General features: G+C 47.3%; 15 protein-coding genes. 5 read left to right on the forward strand and 10 right to left on the reverse strand.

The window, feature by feature from the left end:
* Positions 1–61: 61 nt before the first annotated feature.
* Together QUB66_RS13870 and QUB66_RS13875 are read right to left on the reverse strand one after the other, a co-directional pair.
* Positions 62–778: a molybdopterin-dependent oxidoreductase gene (locus tag QUB66_RS13870; RefSeq protein ID WP_332968279.1), complete on the reverse strand. Its 717-nt coding sequence runs from the start codon at positions 776–778 to the stop codon at positions 62–64.
* A 10-nt stretch (positions 779–788) separates the two neighbouring features.
* Positions 789–1,397 carry a cytochrome b/b6 domain-containing protein gene (locus tag QUB66_RS13875; RefSeq protein WP_332968280.1) on the reverse strand — a complete coding sequence of 203 codons (609 nt, stop codon included), beginning with the start codon at positions 1,395–1,397 and terminating at the stop codon, positions 789–791.
* 510 nt (positions 1,398–1,907) lie between these two features.
* Between QUB66_RS13875 and QUB66_RS13880 the strand changes: the two genes are divergently transcribed.
* Together QUB66_RS13880 and QUB66_RS13885 are read left to right on the forward strand one after the other, a co-directional pair.
* On the forward strand, positions 1,908–2,528 hold the full coding sequence (locus QUB66_RS13880; RefSeq protein WP_332968282.1) for a thioredoxin family protein: 621 nt from the start codon (positions 1,908–1,910) through the stop codon (positions 2,526–2,528).
* Positions 2,529–2,532: 4 nt separating this feature from the next.
* Positions 2,533–3,225, forward strand: a complete 693-nt coding sequence (locus tag QUB66_RS13885) for a cytochrome c biogenesis CcdA family protein (RefSeq protein WP_332968284.1) — start codon at positions 2,533–2,535, stop codon at positions 3,223–3,225.
* Positions 3,226–3,427: 202 nt separating this feature from the next.
* Here QUB66_RS13885 and QUB66_RS13890 read toward each other — a convergent pair whose 3' ends face one another.
* Positions 3,428–3,682 carry a hypothetical protein gene (locus tag QUB66_RS13890; RefSeq protein ID WP_332968286.1) on the reverse strand — a complete coding sequence of 85 codons (255 nt, stop codon included), beginning with the start codon at positions 3,680–3,682 and terminating at the stop codon, positions 3,428–3,430.
* A gap of 274 nt (positions 3,683–3,956) precedes the next feature.
* On the opposite strand from QUB66_RS13890, the gene QUB66_RS13895 reads away from it, so the two are divergent.
* The 3 genes from QUB66_RS13895 (at position 3,957) to QUB66_RS13905 (ending at position 5,571) form a co-directional block, all read left to right on the forward strand.
* The gene (locus QUB66_RS13895) at positions 3,957–4,547 is read left to right on the forward strand and encodes a sigma-70 family RNA polymerase sigma factor (protein ID WP_332968287.1); all 591 of its coding nucleotides are present in this window, start codon (positions 3,957–3,959) and stop codon (positions 4,545–4,547) included.
* Between the two features lie 8 nt (positions 4,548–4,555).
* Positions 4,556–5,335, forward strand: a complete 780-nt coding sequence (locus QUB66_RS13900) for an anti-sigma factor (protein WP_332968288.1) — start codon at positions 4,556–4,558, stop codon at positions 5,333–5,335.
* Positions 5,336–5,433: 98 nt separating this feature from the next.
* Positions 5,434–5,571 (forward strand): hypothetical protein, encoded by a 138-nt coding sequence (locus QUB66_RS13905; RefSeq protein ID WP_332968289.1) that lies wholly within the window; start codon positions 5,434–5,436, stop codon positions 5,569–5,571.
* 61 nt (positions 5,572–5,632) lie between these two features.
* Here QUB66_RS13905 and QUB66_RS13910 read toward each other — a convergent pair whose 3' ends face one another.
* The 7 genes from QUB66_RS13910 to QUB66_RS13940 all read right to left on the reverse strand — a co-directional run bounded on the left by QUB66_RS13910 (position 5,633) and on the right by QUB66_RS13940 (position 19,040).
* The gene (locus tag QUB66_RS13910; protein ID WP_332968290.1) at positions 5,633–10,879 is read right to left on the reverse strand and encodes a hybrid sensor histidine kinase/response regulator; all 5,247 of its coding nucleotides are present in this window, start codon (positions 10,877–10,879) and stop codon (positions 5,633–5,635) included.
* 119 nt (positions 10,880–10,998) lie between these two features.
* Positions 10,999–11,856, reverse strand: a complete 858-nt coding sequence (locus tag QUB66_RS13915) for an HNH endonuclease (protein WP_332968291.1) — start codon at positions 11,854–11,856, stop codon at positions 10,999–11,001.
* Positions 11,857–11,997: 141 nt separating this feature from the next.
* Complete coding sequence (locus QUB66_RS13920; RefSeq protein WP_265234728.1) at positions 11,998–15,075, reverse strand: methyl-accepting chemotaxis protein; 3,078 nt, start codon at positions 15,073–15,075, stop codon at positions 11,998–12,000.
* Positions 15,076–15,221: 146 nt separating this feature from the next.
* Positions 15,222–15,755: a chemotaxis protein CheW gene (locus QUB66_RS13925; protein WP_265234739.1), complete on the reverse strand. Its 534-nt coding sequence runs from the start codon at positions 15,753–15,755 to the stop codon at positions 15,222–15,224.
* Between the two features lie 433 nt (positions 15,756–16,188).
* A complete protein-coding gene (locus QUB66_RS13930; protein WP_332968293.1) occupies positions 16,189–17,001 on the reverse strand; it encodes a hypothetical protein in 813 nt (270 codons plus the stop codon).
* A gap of 354 nt (positions 17,002–17,355) precedes the next feature.
* The gene (locus tag QUB66_RS13935) at positions 17,356–18,570 is read right to left on the reverse strand and encodes a response regulator (protein WP_265234726.1); all 1,215 of its coding nucleotides are present in this window, start codon (positions 18,568–18,570) and stop codon (positions 17,356–17,358) included.
* Positions 18,571–18,662: 92 nt separating this feature from the next.
* Positions 18,663–19,040 (reverse strand): transposase, encoded by a 378-nt coding sequence (locus QUB66_RS13940; RefSeq protein ID WP_332968294.1) that lies wholly within the window; start codon positions 19,038–19,040, stop codon positions 18,663–18,665.
* Between the last annotated feature and the right edge of the window lie 87 nt (positions 19,041–19,127).

Consider the following 19,127-nt stretch of genomic DNA (forward strand, 5'->3'; position numbering starts at 1 on the left):
TAAGTCCTATAACCAAAAGTCATCCCAATCGAAAATCGAAAATCAGAAATCTAAAATTGTATTACAGCCCTCCAAACCACTCATAACCTTGATCCTCCCAATAACCTTTTTTAGGCAACAAGTCACCAACCAAAGTAATTCGAGTCACCCACTTACTCTGTTTGTAACCCAGCTTAATTGGAGATGCGAGGCGTAAAGGCGCACCATTCTCAACACTCAGAGGATTACCATTCTTCTGATAAACCATCAAAGTCTGCGGGTGCAACGCCGAAGGCATATCCCAACTCTCGTAATAGCCATCAGCAGACTTAAAATAAACATAGCGAGCATTTGTCTTTGGTTGAGCAAGGGCCACCAAATCCCGCAGCCGCACCCCGCCCCACTGCACAATAGCAGCCCAACCCTCTACACAAACATGGCGAATTGTCATTACACTCAAAGGCATAATCTGAAGTTGTTCCAGACTGAGATTGAGAGGACGATTTACCTCACCATCAATTATCAGACGAAAAGCTTTTGGATCGATGTTTGGAGTAGCATCAAAGGTATTGATAATTAAGGCATTTGGCTCGATCGCACTTACAGGAAATTCCGGCACAGGTTTTTGAGGATTCAACAACAAAGCTTGAACACTTTGGTTGAGAGGTTCAAAAGTCTTACCAATCGCAGCATCAAACGGAATCAACCCACAACCACCTAAAACTAAACCGATACTAGAAAGTCCAGATAATTGGAGAAATTGGCGGCGCTGCCACAAACGAGGAGAGTCTGGAAACATGAGAAAACCTCTACTTAAAAATTGACTGAATCAAGCGCCAACCTCCTACCTTGAGGCCGAGCAAAGAGTGAATTATTGCAAAGATGATGACGGTAGGAACCGATATAAAGTGAACGACTCTCAGCGCCTGCCAACTGCCGAATAAATCAACAATCCAGTGGAATTGAGCAGGTTTATACATTCCCATTCCGCTAACTAAAGCTAGTAGCAAAACCGGAATAATTGCTGTGTAAGCTAGGCGGTGCCACGAATAATTTTTGCGCTTCTGGTTCTGAGAATTCTGCAAAGCTTTCAGGTCATTATAGCCCAGAAAACGATGCTGCCAGCGGCGGGTGATGAAAATATAGACACCGTACCAAAATAGATTGAGTGCGAACAACCACATGGCGGCGAAATGCCAATGTCTGCCGCCAGCCAGCCAACCGCCTAGCAAAAATATGGGTGGGAACTCCCATCCTCCCCGCCCGCCAAAAACCGGATTCGAGTTGTAAATTTGCAATCCACTGCCAATCATCATCAGGAGACTAATGATATTTAACCAGTGAAATAACTTCGCCAAAGTAGCCTGAGTCGGTAAAGGTTTAGACCGAGATTTTTTAGCAGGAGCAGATGAATCCATAGTGCTTCATTCAGTTGACAGTTGACAGTTGACAGTTGACAGTTGACAGTTGACAGATGAGGGCGACCTCTATCTAGAAGGAAGAGGATTGGAGTAATGAATAGTCTTGTTTTAATTTCTCGCCTTTAAGGGAGAGGCTTTAAACCAATTCTTTCTGGCAATGGTGACAACAACAGGACTTATGCAAAACCTCTATAACTCAATAACTGGTTCCCAGGCTCCAGCCTGGTAACGAGTAGTGGCTCTTGAAGAACCCTGGTGCGTCGGTGCGTCGCTGTGAGATTGTCGATTTTTATGCAAGGGATTTTCTTTCTTCGACGCACCCTACGGCTACTATTGCATGACTTTTGAGAATGGGTATAAGTTCAGAATAAAAGACTGGGTTCTTAGTAGTCTCTAACTTAATACGAAGCTGACTCTATTTTGGATTTAAAATTTTTCCTCTTTGCCTAAAACATCCAATTTTCGGTCATCTCCGTATATAAACTAAATAAGCAAGGAAATTAGTTTATGAACGATCGCAGGCTGGGACGACGGCAATTACTTTGGTATTTGGGGCTAGGAGCTAGTGGAACTGCCCTCAGTTGCGGCTTTAAGAAAGATATTATCCCAACTTCTAACTCAGACAATATCCCCATACCCGCTCCTGCTACAAGTCCTAATTTACCGACAGTCGAGAACGTTGCGGCCTCAGCAACCGGAAAGTCTTTACCAGAATTTCAAGGTATCAGCCAGTGGCTAAATTCTGCGCCGCTGAAAATAGCCGATCTTAAAGGCAAAGTGGTGTTGGTGCAATTTTGGACATTTGGCTGCATTAACTGTCAGCGCACTCTGCCCTACATAGTCCGCTGGAACCAGCAATATGCCGATCGCGGATTGAAGATTGTGGGCATACACACCCCTGAATTTCCCTTTGAGCGAGATGTAAACAATGTCAAAAAAGCTTTGAAGGAACACCAAATTACCTATCCAGTGCCTCTGGATAACCAATTTAAAACTTGGGCGGCTTACCAGAATGAATACTGGCCTCATTTATTTTTAGCCGATCGCCAAGGCATTCAGCGCTACGATCATATTGGCGAAGGAGCCTATGACGAAACCGAACAAATGATTCGCAAGTTATTAGGGTAGTCAGATGGCAATTTCACTCACTTCGGCTGGTGTGGCTTTACTAGCAGGATTTTTAACAATTCTCTCGCCCTGCGTCTTACCAATCCTACCCATATTATTAGGACGCAGCCTGCAATCTCATCGCTATGGGCCCATTGCTTTGGTATCAGGATTGATCGCTGGTTTTGCGGCAATTGGGAGCTTGTTGGGAGTGACATCTGGCTGGTTTGTCAGCTTTGCTAGCATCCTCCGAACAGGAGCACTTACCTTTCTTTTGATTGCTGGGATAAGTGCCATTTTTCCGCAGAGTTACCAACTGCTGTTTAAATATTTGCACTTTGAAAATTGGCTGAAAGCTCCCGCACGAGTAGGGTTGGTTGGCGAATTTTGGCTGGGAACCCAACTCGGCTTACTTTGGACACCTTGTGCGGGGTCTGTTCTCGCGAGTATTCTGGTTTTAGCTGTTGTCAATCCTCAGCCTGTAACTGCGTTTGTTTTACTGATTTTGTACGGTTTGGGTGCTGGGTTGCCGCTACTGGCGATCGCCTATGGAGGACGCTATTTCAGCCAGCACTTATTACGTTTGCGCCCCCACAGTGCAGCTTTGCAAAGAATCGGTGGCGTAATTGTTGTCGGAAGTGCGATCGCAATTCTTTTGGGTTTGGATGTCAAGATACAGCTTTGGTTAGCTCCGTTTTTTCCAACTCTGCCACTGTGAAGGGGACTGTGAATGCCACTGTGAAGGGCAGTGTTAAGTGCAGTGTTAAGTGCAGTGTTAAGTGCAGTGTTAAGTGCGATCGGTAGAAACTAAGCCGATCGACATTTAAATTGTATGTAAAAAAACAATCAAATTATTGTGGGGCGAGCTAGAAGCCCACCCCAAACAAGCAATTTAAATTCGGTGATGTCTTTTATGGAGACTATTTTTTCATAGCATCAGGACTCTTCATAGCATCAGGACTCTTCATAGCATCAGAACCTTTCATAGCATCGGGACTCCTCATCCCAACGGGAGCCTTCATCCCATCGGGACTCCTCATCCCAACGGGAGCCTTCATCCCATCGGGGGAAGGGTTAGGAGCAGCCTGATTTGTGCTGCTAGGAGTCTCAGAGCAGGCATACAGACTAGCCGTTAGAGTCAGACCAACAATCAAATAAAGCACTTTCCGGTTCATATTTTTCTTCCAAATTTGAGGAATTTTGATTTAAGCAGTCAGCAGGTAAAGCTAGCCGTGGTTCCTTTTATAGTACGGATTACTTCTTTGATTGGATTGCGAATATCCTAAATTTGTTGCGATCCAGGTTAAGATATCCAGCTTGCATACATCCAATCAGCTCTGCGGGTCGTATTTAAGAAGATGGGGCCAGATTTTTTTTGAGAAACGCGCTTGCTGCAATAACCAGAATCAACTTAAAATTATCAGTTTAGGTCTGTTTTACGAGAAACCTATGGATTTGAACTCTGCCGAAACAAGCGCGGACGACCCTGAAAAACAGACTGACGCTGAGTTATTTCGGTTGATGAGTGTTGGTGAACCCTCTGCCTTGGGCATTCTCTACAACCGCTATGGTAGCTTAGTCTACAGATTGGCGCTGAGAATTCTCACCAATCCTCAAGAGGCAGAAGACTTAACCCAAGAGATTTTTCTCAATCTCTGGAATAGGGGTACATACAATCCGAATCGCGGCTCAATGAGCAGCTTTTTGACAACGATGACTCGATCGCGGGCAATTGATAAACTTCGTTCCCGCAGCACTAACTTAAAATTTATCCAGCGATGGAGTCAGATGATGACTACAGAAACTCCCCCTCTCACACCTTTCGAGTCAGCTTCTTTAGGCGATCGATCGCACTGTGTTCGCGATGCCTTAGCTGAACTTCCAGAAAAACAGCGACAGGTGTTGGATATGGCTTACTACGACGGTCTGAGTCAATCAGAAATCGCAGCTAAACTTAGTATACCGCTGGGAACAATTAAAACTTGGTCTCGGCAAGGTTTATTGAACTTAAGAAAAAACTTACAAAATTTAATTGGCTAGTTGCACCTATGACAGAGCCTTTATTTCCTAAACACTCAGAAGAATTGATGGCAGGTTATGTACTTGGCAACCTCAGCTCTGAAGAAGCTGAGGAATTAAGGCGATTGCTGAAAGAAAATCCCGAACTAGCTACAGAGGTTGCTAGCCTGCAAGAAGTTCTAGAAGTTATGCCCTACGCCCTACCTGATATCGCACCGCCACCACATCTCTATTCTGCCATTTTAGAAGCTGCCTCGGTGGCTAGCGTTGCAGAACCAAATCCTTATGTTTCTGGATTTCCTAACTCATTACCCCAGAAAAAACGGCAGCATTCACCTCTACCTTGGAGTCGTTTTATTGCTAGCATCGCGGCAGTATTAGCGTTAGTTGTTGGTTTGGATAACTACCGAATCAGGCAACAAATAACCACGCTTGAGGCTCAGGTAATGCGGCAAAAAGATGTGATTGCAATGTTGCAACAGCCTAATACTCGTCTAGTTTCCCTCAAAGGCATGGCTGACGCATCTGCCGCCTCTGGAAGTATTGTAATCACACCGGGTGAACCCAAAGCTGTTTTAATCTTAAGGAACCTTCCGGTTTTACCAAAGGGTCAGTTTTATCAATTATGGTCGGTTAATAATAATGAAAAAATCGCTTGGGAGCAGTTTAATACTAATGAAAGAGGAACAGTTTTTGTCAAACTTTCTCTGCCTGCTAATGCGGAAGTAACACCGTTAGTTGTCACGGTTGAAGCATCGCCATTACTGAAAAATCCTGCGGGGCCTATGGTAATGACAGGGACTTTATAAACTAATTGAATGTCTATTCGCTAACACTAAGCGATCGAGATATTGCCAATTATTTTATTTGGTTTGCCTCGCAAACAGATGTGAAAATAAATGCTTAGATGAATAATTTTTACAAGTATAGAAGGAAGATGGCCAACCTCCGCCAAACGCTCCAACCCCCTGCATCAACGTTAGTAAATTTACCGACTCCAATAACCCCGCCGCATTTTGACTCAATGAGGGCGATCGCCAGATGATACAAGTCCTGTGAGGAGTTTAATCCCCACAGGAGTCACAGCCTTTCAAACATTACCTAACCTAGACAACAACCGGAGCACCAACAACCTCACCTTTCAACATCCGAGCAGCAGCATCCATCAATTGCTCCTCCAAATAAGGCTTAGTGAAATAGCCCTTCGCGCCCAAACCGTAAGCCATTTGGCGGTGTCTGTCAGCACCACGAGAAGTTAGCATCGCGATCGGCAATTCGCACAAAACCGTATCCTTCTGCATCCGAGAAAGTAGCTCCAAACCATCCATTCTCGGCATCTCAATATCGCAAAACACGATATCGCAAGGCAAACCAGATTTCATCTTTTCCCAAGCCTCCTTACCGTCGCGAGCTTCCTCAACCCGGTAGCCCGCCTTCTCAAAAGTAATCGACAAGAGCGATCGCACCGTAATCGAATCATCCACAATTAGTACAGTCGGCTCAGTCTTCTCAACCTCCGCCTCAGCAGCAGCCCGATCGCTCTCATCCCAAAGCGTACCACCAGCTTCCTTCTGTAGCCTGCCAGTAGCCAAATCGATCAGCTCCAGAACATCCGCAATCGCCACGATTTTGCCATCTCCGAGCACCGTAGCACCCGCAATCCCGATCGGCTTCGGCACAGGCCCCTCCAACTGCTTAATCACGATTTCCTGTTCCGTCGAAACCTGATCCACCTGCACCGCCAAGAAATTGCCCGCAGACCGCAGCACAATCACCGAAATCATGTCATCGTCAGTATTAAACCCATAAACACTGCCCCGGCCCAAATGACGGTTGTAACCCAACAAATCCCGCAGCGGTCGGAACGGCAACATCGAACCCCGCCACTCAATGCAAGGCAAACCGTCCGCCCCAGTCGTCACCTGATCGCGAGGTACATCAATCATGTCCTCCACCCCGTCCATCGGGAAAGCAATCCGAGCTCGATCGCTAATGCAAGTCAGAGCCTTAGAAATACTCAACACCAGAGGTAAACGGATGGTGAATACTGTTCCTTTGCCGAGCGTCGAATCAATCCCCACAGTCCCCCGAATCTCGTGCAAGGAAGTCTCTACTACGTTCATACCGACCCCCCTGCCCGCATACTCCGTCGCCTGTTCCTGAGTGCTAAAACCGGGCATAAACAGCAAATTGTAAACTTCCGATCGAGACATCCTCTGAGCCTGAGCCGCCGTCAGCAAACCCTGCTTAATCGCCTTCGCCTTCACCTTTTGCGGGTCAATTCCCGCCCCATCATCAGAAACCGAAACCACCGTTTGATTCCCTTGGTGGAAAGCCCGAATCGTAATCTTACCAACTGCCGGCTTCCCGGCTGCTAGACGCACATCAGGCGCTTCAATGCCGTGAGTAATCGCATTGTTCACCAAATGAGTCATCGGGTCATAAAGCTGATCCACAATCATCTTGTCGATCAAAATATCCTTACCCTCAACCTGCAACTGAGCCTGTTTCCCGCACTTAATCCCAATTTCCCGCACCGCGCGGAACAGCCTGTCCGTCGTCTCCGCAAACGGCTTCATCCGAGCGCGAGTCAAACCTTCTTGCAGTTGAGTCGTGACTTGCCGCAGTTGGCGAGTCACCTGATCTGCTTCATCCACCAAAAACTCAATATCGGCCGCCGACTCCCGCACCCGCACGATCAGCTCAATAATCTCCTGAGCCAAACTGTGGAAAGGAGTAAACCTGTCCATTTCCTCTGGTCTCCAGGCACTTTCCCGGCTGTGGGATGACTCTTCATTGCGCCAGGCCGATCGATGTCCCTGCCGATTTGCCAACAAAGCAATCTCCAACAGACTCCGCTCATAGAAATCCTGAGTCCGTTGACTGACATCACTCAGCAGCGTCACTTGATGCAGCAAATTGTCCAAAAACTGCCGCATCCGTTCCTGATCTTGTTCCAAACTGTTGCGGTTAACTACCAATTCCCCCATCAGGTTGCTGAGGTTGTCCAGTTGCTTGACCGGCACGCGCATCGTTTGATCGCCGAACCCACCAGCGCGGGCATTCCGCCTGGGTCTATTGTTGATTGCCGACTGCCCCATATTAGTTTCGCCCTGTGAGCGGCCGCTATCTTTTGGATCTTCCAGCAGTTTTTCTAGGTCGCCAAAGTCGTCGTCGCTCTGGGAAGCGGCAGCGGCTTGAGCTTTGCGGGCAGTTGTCGTCGGTGCTGGAATTTCTGGCATAGTTGCACTCTCGCTCAGCAGATCTTCGAGATCGGAGAAAACTTCTGTTGTCAGCGGATTCTGATTTTTTCTTCCAGAGGCTGCTATTGTCGCCCCAGCACCGCCTGCGATTAACAACGCTTCTAAATCGTCAAAATTACTTTCGGCATCGTCACCGCCTGATTCAAGGTCGCCAAAAAAGTCCGCCAGCGACTCATCTTCCAATTCCGAAGCATCGGCTCCGCTTGATGCTTCGTCATCGTCATCAAAGCCCGTCAGTCGCGAAGTCACCAGAGGCCCAGCATCGATCGAATCCAACAAGTCATCAAAACCCTCAAACTCTGCGGTGTTGAGAGTCGCCCCGGTTTCGAGATCTGCTAACAAATCTGCATCGCCCTCAAACATATCATCGAGAGATGCTGCCGACAGCGCCTCTAAATCTCCGGCCGAAAAATCTGTTTCCAGCGCGCCAAACAAATCATCTTCATCCTGGGACTCGACTGCGGCATCTGTTTCTCGATCGAACAAATCCGCACCTTCGGAGTCGAACAAACCATCAGGAAGTTCTGCATCCACCAGCGGTGGAGGCGCTTCGCCAAACATATTTTCCAATAAATCGAAAGTGTTCAGATCAGACTCGAAGCTGGAAATTTCCGCATCAGGACGATCGGACAATACCCCAACTTCAACCGCTGCCAAATCTGCCAAGCCCGCCTCAGAAAGAGTCGCCTCCGATCCTGAGAACAAACTCGCCAAATCGCCCTCATCGGCTGCCACACGACTTGGCAACTCGGCATCCTCAGGTAAATTCAACCAATTCCCATCGACTTCTCCAGAAGTTTCTTGGTCATACTCAATACCCGTAGTAGGTACAGAACCGAACAATTCAGCCAAATCCGCTGCTTCTCGGGAAGTAGTGGCGGCCTGACGATTCTCGACAGTTTCCTCATCGACCGCATTCGAGTCCGAAGTAATCTCCCCAAACAGGGCATCTAAATCGGTATCTTCTGGTTCAAGATCGATCGATTGTGCAGACTCATCTTCCATACCAAAAGTATCTTCTAACCAATCTTCATCCGCAGAAATATCCAAATCAGAATCAGAATTTGAGGTCATATTAAAAACACCGCCACTTTCTTCATTTAGTGTCCCGCGATCCGCCAAAGATCGATCGCCCCCGCTCTCCCCAGTTTCCTCTTCAGGAGAAAAGAAATCAGAAGTAATGCTCAACAGCTCGCTGAAATCCGAATCCGAATCCACCTCAGAGAGGAACTCGAAATCGTCTATTTCTGCTGTAGCTGGTTTTTCTGCATCTCCCCAATCATCCCCACCACCTGCTGCGTCTGAAAATTCCGTATCGAAAGCGTCAGGGTTGAGGGCAGATTCTTCGGAGATTGCGGGCGCATCTGCTGCTTCGGATAAATCCAAATCGCCAAACAAATTATCTAAATTTTGCGACACAACATCGGAATTTTGGGCAGCTACTTCGTCCAAAAATGTACCGAGAGCGTCTTCATCGGCTTGCTTCTTAGCAATGCTGACGCTACTTTCTTTCCGATCTAAATTCTGCCTATTACCTGTTTCAAACTGTTTGCGGGTTGACGGTTGCCTCAAACCCACCTTTTCCCGATCGACTGCCGCCACTGAACTATCAGCTTCGCTTCCAAGCACATCATCCCCAAACAAATCCGTGAAATCTTCTAAAGGATGTGCTGCACTTGTTTCTGAATTTTCTACACTGTCTTCGTCAAACAACAAATCAGTAAAATCGCCTGAATTGTCATCGTTATCTAGCTCAAATATGCTCCCGGGCGATATTCCAGTAACTGACTGTGTATAGTTGAGGTCTTCTTCTTCTTCCCAAGCGCCGTCAAGGTCTGGGGATTCACCATCAAACAAATCTGCTAAAGTATTGAGTTCAGCAGCACCTACTTCCGGGCCAGTGCGGGTCGAGATTTTCAAAGAACCCATTTCTGCATCTGACTCTCCGAACCCAGGGGAACTGTATAACTGTGCCGATCGTCCTCCCCTGTAGTCGTCTCCCTCGTCGCCATCTAGTTGCTCGAACAGCTCGTCCATGCTCAGCCCAGAAATAGTCGGCAGCATTTGTTCGTCTGGCTGGGAATCGCCCAACAGATCCAGATCCCAAGCTGCATCTTCAACGGAAATCGCCTTTGTGCCGGGCCCACTCGGTTGAGCAAATGCCAGTAAGTCTTCAAAGTCTGTTTCGGGAACTATAACGGCTGGCAATAGTGACAGAAGTTTGGCGCTGGGTGCGATCGATCTAGATTGACCTGAAAGTACCTGTTCTTGCCCTTGTTTGATATCTTTGATAACCGTTGGAGCTAAGATCCGGTAGCTGTTTTCTGGGTTGGCGATCGCCTTTTCTACGCATTCAATCAATTCTATCCAGTCGGGCAGTTCAAATTCCTCTCCCGCCATTTTCAAGTTCCGACAAATATTCCTAAGTTGTCGCCTGGTGTCAGAGTTCTCAGGTTGTTTGAACTCTTGCAGCATTTCCCGCATCCTCGCCGGCACATCTGAGTCAAATACGAGGTGCAGCGCGCTTTCTTCTGTTGTGAGATCGGATGGGTAAGCTGAGCCAGAGTCAGCAAAACTCATCGATGAGTTAAACGCCCCGACTCCCATTCCGGCCATAGCTTGTGGTGCTACTGGCAGCGGGCTGCTCTCATCTGTATCGCTAACGCAGTGTCCGACAAGTCCCCCCAAGTGCCGGTTGAGTTCTTCAAATACGGGTTCTAATTCCCGAACCATCTGTTCTCCCAATTCCTCTGTCAGCCCAAAAGGCCCCGACAGTTGCTCTAACAGCCCTTGCAATGTGTCAAAAATTCGCAGGAACAGGGACTCTAGTTGTTGATCTACTTTAACGCTGCACTCTTTTAAAACTTTAAAACTATCTTCTAGTCGGTGGGATGTTTGCTGAATGCTGGTCAGCCCCAGCATTGCGGCTCCTCCTTTGACAGAGTGAGCAGCCCTAAATACTTCGTTGACCAGTTCTGGGTCTTCGATCGTGGTTTGCAGATTCAGCAAGCCTTGTTCGATCGTATTGAGATGGTCTTTTGCCTCCTCAATAAAATAGCCCATAATCCTCTGTTGTTGTTCCGGCAGCATATTTTTATTCCTGATTTTAATCGTTATTGTATTGGGTCTATTTTAGTATTCTTAGAGAATATAGCGGTTCTCAAGGGTGGTGAGGTATGCCCTATGCCCTATGCCCTATGCCCTATGCCCTATCCCCTATCCCGTTCGCGTACCTGATCTTTCTGAGAAAGGGCTATATCTCTGTAAATCTCTCCCCTTGCCAACAGAATAATCTGACTGCGAGATATTGCAAATGTCCTAGCTATTTCTGCTTTCGATATCCCCTCACCTAAAAGATAGCGAATCTGCTGCACCTGTTCGGCTTTTAGCTTGCGGCTAGGGCATATCTTGCCAGGAACGAAAGGAAAGCGGTTTTTTTCTATAGAATCGCGGGAGTTATCGGCGGGAGTTCCTTCCCACAAATGATCGGGATTGACACAACCGCGATCGTCGCAACTGTGACAAGCAAAATAACCCGGTTTGATCGATCTTCCCAGTTTATCTTCAAGTACAAGTCTGTGCGGATAGAAGCTTTGATTTTTACCGTTAATTTTGATAGTTTTCACGGAGTAACCATCACTTCTTTTAGCCAAGATACAAATCATGCAACCATTCGGCTGTATTTGGACCCGAATGCCAGGAATTACTTCTATGCCTAGCGGTAGTTTTTGAGGTTGAGGTGCAGATGTGCTTCCTACATCTTTAATCCGTCCTTTGCTAAACCTATCTTGAGAATTTTCCAGTCTAGAACCTTCCCATAAATGATTAGGATTAATGCAGTTACGAACATCACAACTATGGCAACAAAAGTATTCTGGTCTAATCGGACGACCCAAACTATTTTCCAATACTAAACGGTGAACTGTAAGCGTTTTCCATTCACCGTCAACCTTAAGTCTTTTGTTGGCATAGCCCCTGCTATTTTTTGAAAGAGTAGAGATAATACAGCCCGTCGGCTGAATCTCACCAAATATGCCAGAAATTACCTCTACTATGTTATCGTTCATCTGTACAACTCCTAGTTTATTTAGGTGCTGGATTGGCATCCCCGCAGCGGTTTCAAGACTGCGAGGTTACTTTTTGTCTTTCATCGTTTCCACAAAAACGTGCTTGTCAATCAGCAAGTAAAAAAAGCATTAAACAATCAATTATTGTCTTTCTGCTGTTTCTACTCGGAACCTTTCTACCGATGTCAAAAGGTCGCGAGCAACACCTACCAAATTTTGCAAAGCACCCGAAACTCGCTGCGCTTCTTGGGACGTTTCCTGAGCAGTTAATTCCACTGCTTGCATCACACTGGCGACCGAGCGAGCTGTTTCATTCTGTTCTACAGTGTCGGCAGTAATCGATCGCACCAGCACGTCAATTCGATTAGTAACTTGAATGATATCTTCAAGCGATCGCTTCGCCTGTTCTGCCAATCTCGTCCCCTCAATCACCTGCTGCGTCCCTTCTTCCATCGCCGTCATTACCGCGCCAGTTTCACTTTGAATTTGCATCACGATCTGCTCAATTTCTTTCAAAGACTTAGCCGATCGATCTGCCAACTGTCGCACCTCATCCGCCACGATCGCAAAACCCCTTCCCGATTCCCCAGCTCTTGCTGCCTCAATACTAGCGTTAAGAGCCAACAAGTTCGTCCGAGAGGCGATCGCCGCAATCAAACCCACAATCTTAGAAATTTCTTGAGAAGCTTCCGCCAACCGCTTGACTTTTCTCGTGGTTTCTGCTACCGTTTCTCGAATTTCTAAAATCCCGGCCACCGTTCGCTCCACAGCCTCGCCCCCTTTCAGAGCCGTTGCCGCCGCGCCCCGCGCCACTTCTTCCGCCTCTCTAGCACTCTCTGCGACCCGTTGAATCGCATCAGTGAGGACTTGCACCGAATTCAGCGTGGCCGCCAGTTCCTCAGCCTGCCGCAGCGCGTCAGAAGACAAATCGCCCGCAAACTTGGCACTATCCGTAGCACCTTTGCTAACCTCGCGAGCCGCCTGCTTCACCTGGTGGACAATTTCGCGCAGGTTTTGAATTGTCAAGTTAAACGAGTCAGCAACAGCGCCCAAAACGTCTGCCGTGACTTCCGCCGTCACCGTCAAGTCACCACGAGCCGCTCCTTCCACGTCATCTAGCAAGCGAATCACTTGGCGCTGCAAGTCTTCCTTTGCCTGTTCCTGCTCATCAGACTTGCGCCTGGTATCGCTAATCGTAGTTTGGATCACCTTCGCCATGTGGTTGAATTTAGCAGCCATTTTGCCAAATTCATCCTCCGAGTAAATCGTAGCCCGAGCATCCAAAGTTCCTTGAGATACAGCATCGAACTGAGCTTGCAAATTTTCCGAGGACTTGCGCACCTGCTTGGCGATCAACTGACCGATGCCCCAAGAAGTCAAAAAGCTCGTAACACCTGCTGCTGCCGTCATTACCCAGCCTGTTTGGCGCAGGTAAACGATCGCCTCCGGCTTGTCTTGCTTCAGAGCTTGATAGGAAGCAATGTTAGTTACGAAAGCCACAGCTACCAGAGAAACCAGTCCGGCCCCGATCGCCGTGTACAACTGTTTAGTAAACAGAGGGGCATTTTCCAAGAAAGCCAGTCCCCCCTGTTCCACAGTCACCGAAGTATCGATCGCTTCAGTGTCTGTCGAAACAAAATTCGATACCGACGCATCAGCAGGGCCGGAAATGCTAAAGATCTCATCGTCTCGAATTGCCGAGCCGTCGCTGTTGTCAAAGTCCAAGCCACTGCCGCTCGTACCCATCATCCCGCTGGTCGAGTTGCCGAAATTGGTGTTACCTCTAGTCAGGATCGAACTGCTGGAATCTTCTGAGATGTCAAAGTCCGGCAAATTGCCCAAATCGTCAAAATCGTCAAATTCGTCTAAAAAGCCACTGTGTTCTTCAGCATTCCCAGTTTTTGACCAGTCACTGCCGTTATTGTTGGCAGCCCCGAAAGCTGTCGCTTGCTCGTTTTCGTCAAGAGAGAAAGAATCGCTGAAAGCGTCGTCATCAAAAGCATCTAACTCGAAGCTGTCTATCGAGCCAAATGCCGGTGGTTCCGAGTCGCCGTAACCGTTACTATTGGAGTTTGATCGATCGGCAGAATTAAATTGTCCCCGGCTCGACCTTTGACTTTGAGAATTCGGGACAGCACCTCCCATCAACAGCGTTTCGTCTTCCGCCAGCGAATAGTTTGACGAGTAATCCGACCCCGCATCCGGCTGCTTGTTTGGCGATCGAGAAGACCCAAAACCCGATGACATCGGCTGAGCAAAAGGGTCTGCCTCTTGTGCATCGGGTGCTTTTTGACTGTGATTTTGCCCGGTCAGGGGTGGGGATTGATAGTCGTAGTCGTCATCATTCAGGTCGAGTTCGTCTGGCAAATCGAGTGGCGCAAAAGGTTCGCCAAAATTCTCAGACGGGCCGGTGGGAGAGTCTAGTTGTTCCGAGTCAAAGGAATTCCCGCTTTCGGAACTAGCAAAACTTTGACCGTTGAGCATCTGAGTTGGAGCTTCTGAAAACAAATCTCCTGAATAAGGCGCCGTGGAACCAGAAACTTTGCTATCAGACAAGTCACCAGCCTCAAACCCTGGGTCATCTAAGCCAAAAGGATCTCCCAAGTCCGAGCCGAATTCGTCCATGTCTAGCGGCTCAGACGCATCAGCATAAGCTGCCATCGCGCCGCTGTCTCCAGCAAAGGGGTTAGTTAAATCTTCGACAGAGCTCGCAGCACTGCTGTCTTCTGGTTCCCACTCCAACCCGCTCATGCCCAAGTCTGCCAATTCCTCGTTTTCCATGTCCTGTGGCGATTGACTCCCATAGGACATGGATGAGGAATTCCCTTGGAAAAGTCCCAAATCCTCGTCTTCTGGCCCTTCCTCCATAGACAAGTCTGGGTAGAATTCCAATTCAGTTTCAGCAGACAAAGCCTCGAAACTTTCGGTGTGCAGTTCTCCCGATAAAAATTGGTCTGTGTGGCTAATGCCGCTCTGAGCGTGTTCGACCAAAGTCGGGTCGTCACTCAGGCTCATCACTACCATGTACTGTTCCCGTGCCACCTCATACTGTTGCAGTCCGTAGCAGTAGATGTGCCCGCACAGCAGCCGAGCGCTGGGGTCTTCGGGGAAATCTTCTACTAATTGATAAACTAGGGATGCGGCTTCTGAATAGTTGCCATCCATGTAGGCTGCTTCTGCCTGTTGGTAGTCCTGCTGAAAGTTGGTACTTGTTGCCATTTGCCGCCCTCTTTTGATTTTAGATTTTAGATTTTAGATTTGAGATTTTTATCTTGCTTGAATGTTTAGATGCGTGCCTCAAGTCCTTTGACTGTTGATAGTTAGACCCCAATCGCAAATCGCAAATCGCAAATCTAAAATCGATTTCACGCTGCCCACCGCGCTGAGCGCAGAATTTTCACTTGATCTAGCAGTCGGAGCACTTTGTCAGCTTGTGCACCTAACATCCATTCTCCCCTCAGAAATGGAATCATGCCGTCTGGTGCATTGTTCTGAGAGTGTAGTTGGTCTACGTCGAGCCAGTCCATCCCTACAATTCGATCGACTGCGAGTCCCAAAATCGTATCTTGGTCTTCTACAGCTACGATCGGGATTTCGGTTCTATCTGTGTTAAGAGGTGTTTGGTCTCCCAAAAATTGGCCCAAATCTGCCACCCAAATCACTCGTCCCCTCATATTTAGAGTACCTAAAAGCAAAGAGGAAACGTTGGGGATGGGCGTCATTCGGTCTGGGGAGGGGGATAGCACCTCTTTAATCCCTGTGGCCGGTAGTGCGAACTCGTTCCCCGAAGGAACGTAGAACCGCAGGTGCAGCTCACCTTCGGGAGTTTCCAGTTCTTGGAATTCTGGAGCATGATCTACCCCTTGTCCTGGTAATATAAAGTCTGGGCTGCCACTAATCATAATTTTTCTCTCTGGAAAACCCACACTGTACCCGTGCTCAAGTCGGTGTTGGGAGGGAAATGGGAGCTGAATCTATGAAACATAACTATAACCGATACTTTTTGTGAATGTGTTGACAGTATTTATGACTAATTCGTTGCACCTATCCTGCTTGAGTTGAGATCTTAAAACTTGTATAGGTGCAGGTAGCAATTTTTTCTACGTCAGTCCCTATTTTGTTGCCACTATTAACTATCTGATACTTTTAATCCCTCCATCTGGGAAATTTTAGAGATCCTAAATGCTAAGCACAACACGAGTGAGCTTGGGCATTAGCGATCGAGATTATATCCCACCAACCCTTCAATAAAATCCCGGTGGCGACCTGGCAATTCCTAGGAATTTCATACCCAGAGTCAGGCCAATTAAAATTTTGGTATCCACCCAATTTTTAGTATAAATTTTCCCATGACCACAATGTTTTAGAGGTAGATTTTTCTTGATTTCCAACCAACTTTGAACCGTCAAGGTAACACAAGTTTTGTAATGTTTGGACTGAGCGAGGATCGCTATCCCAATTCATCATTGCTCTCGCCGTTTTACTCCTTAAATTATAGCTGGTTTTTACTACTATTTGATATGTCTCAAATGTGGTAAAAGATATAAAATCGCAAGTTGGGGCAAGAGCGGAAGCAATTTGTTTGTAACATTTCAAACGTAAATACTGAATCCGGGTTTTGAATGCTACCAGTGTTTGAGCGATGCGCAATTCAGGAATTAAACCTGATGTTTTTAGCACCATTTTCAAGCCTAGCTTTTCTCGACTATTGCCGATTTTGGTAAAACCTTGATGTTCGTTTAGGTACGTAATTGAAATGTGGTAAACTTTGCGAACAGCGCTCACCCACTTTTTCCAGATTGCCGCTAATTTATGGCACCGATAAATTTGGTAACTAAGTGTCTTGGCATACTTGTTGTTGGTAATTTCTGAGTTTCGCGCCCAGGCTGTAACTAAAGATGTGGATGATGGCGAGGATATCTTGAACGATTTCTCATTATGGGCTAAAATTGCGCGAGTTAAGAACCAATATCTCAGTTTTTGCTGGTGAGTTAGGAGATGAAATAAGATTGAATCCAAACGTACACTAACCAGTTTTGTGAGCAATGACAACCAATCTGACCTCCTTTGATAAAACGGATTCCAGTTTGGTTTGTAGGTCTTTTCTTTTGAATTTGAGTCCTGAGCCGATGTCGGTTTAGCCATAAAGCCAGTGTTTGCTTTACCAGGGAAATTTAACAGAGGATGTCTTGTATGTCTAGTCTGTTTGAGATTTGAGTTTCAAGGAGTCGTTTTTCTGGGCATTGGTTTTGGCGATCGGCTGCAAGTGAAGAACAAGTATATTATATTTGCACTTCGATCGACTTCGGCCCGATACCAGTCGAGAAATTGAACAGAGTTTTACAGACGCCGGACGGCCAGCGCGCGAATTTATACATTCTAGTTTATGGTGCGATCGCCCGCAGAGAGAATGTTTTCTCTCTCTGAATGCCGGGACTGCCCTGGCTTACTCCGGTACAAAAAAGCTCTGCTCGTGCCATCAGTACGGAATTTATTGGCTTATAATTCATCTTCTAGCGATCGACTGAATAATTTTTCCGAGAGATTGGCCGGAGGATAGCCCGGGCCTACATATTTTTCTACCAGCATTAATAACTCGCTTTCGCCAAAAGGTTTGGTAAAGTAGTCAGTCGCCCCCGCCATGCGGGCTTGAACGCGATCGATAAATCCGTCGATCCCTGTCAACATGACGATCGGCGTGTGCCGGAAAGCGCTAGAATTTCGCAGCATCGCGCAAATTTCGTAGCCGTCAAGTTCGGGCATGGCGATGTCACACAAAATTAAATCGGGCTTGAGTTTAAAAACCAAACTCAGGGCTTCCAGGGGACTGCTGATGCCAGTCGCTTCGTAACCGTGTTCGTTTAAAATTGACTCGACTGTTTTGCGAATCACATTGTCGTCGTCAATACAGACAACTCTCTTGACCTTGGTTTCTGGAGACGACCATTCTTTTTTGTTGTTGGCCGGGACAACAGAGGGCTCGTAAAATACTTGCACCAATCCCTGCTGCACGAAAGGGTAAATTGCCTTAGCGACAGTCAACACGTCTCGGTTAAGGTAGCGCGCCATTTGGCGGATCGAAGTATGGCCGTCGGCCCAGCGTCTGAGAGTATTAAAGGTATTGGCAGGCAACGCGACTCTTAGCTCAGCGGGGTCTGAAATTATCGGGCATTGGTTCGGCGACTGAATGTGAGGGTGAAACTGCTTCCACTGCTGCACCTGTTGGACAATTTTCGCCAGCAGCGAGCTAATTTCTAAGCTGGTGAGTTGAGGAGCCAATGCTGACCCCATTTCAAAAGTGAAGGAACCCTGATGGAGGCTGAGCAAGTCAAACAGGGTTTCGTGGATCATGCTGTGGATGATGTTGCGCCCTTGAGCTGGGGTCAGGATGTGGTTTTCTAGCAGGGCCCACAGGTAGCCGTATTCTGGGGCATTGGTAGATGCCATATAAGGAACTTGGATTTTGTCGAGGGCGGTGTCTGCTTTGTAGCGGCGCAGGTAGTCGCGCAAGCGTAACAAACTGCCCGCACTCTGGGTAGCGTAAATAATCTGACCATTGAAGCAGAAGACATACCAGGATTGTCCTGCAAGGGTGCGCTGGGTAGCTTGATTGCCGATGCCGAAGGCTTCTACGAACAGTTCTCCGGTGCGCTGACCTAACTCAATTAATTGCAGGATGCTGCGGATGTCAATTTCACTCAAATTTCCCTGCATGCAGCTAAAGTATCCTCCTTAAAACCGTTGGCGTCTGAAATCGGAAAGACTGTGTGTTCGCCCTCCTATTGACTTTGGTTTCTGTCAATAATTTACGGGCCCGATGCCACTGGCACAATTAGGAATTGACGAAAGGGCGATTTTCTCTTTTTGACCAGAAAGAATTGGTTTAAAGCCAGAACCCCGATCGCACAAATAGTCAAAGCAGCATTTTCATCACGTCCATTTAATGATTGACCGGATGGACAACGCCATTTTCTAGTAGACCAATCTAATTCTTTCAGAATGTGGCCACAGTTTAAACAAGTCTTACTAGATGGATACCACCGATCGCAAAAGACGATCGGCCGATCTTTTTTTTTGCCAACCCATTCGAGAATTTGCCAAAATTCTCCCAATGTCAAGTCAGAGATTTTACGTCCCCAGAGACGTTGCGTTCCTTTGAAATTTAACGTCTCAAAACACTGCAAATCTCTATTTTTGAGTTAGGTCGAGGGAGGCTATTAAGCCCCGCCCCTCCCAATTAGATCCGAACGTGCGACTTTCATCGCATTCGG

Origin of the sequence: Microcoleus sp. A2-C3 (genome assembly GCF_036706065.1) — a bacterium.
Lineage (GTDB): Bacteria > Cyanobacteriota > Cyanobacteriia > Cyanobacteriales > Microcoleaceae > Microcoleus.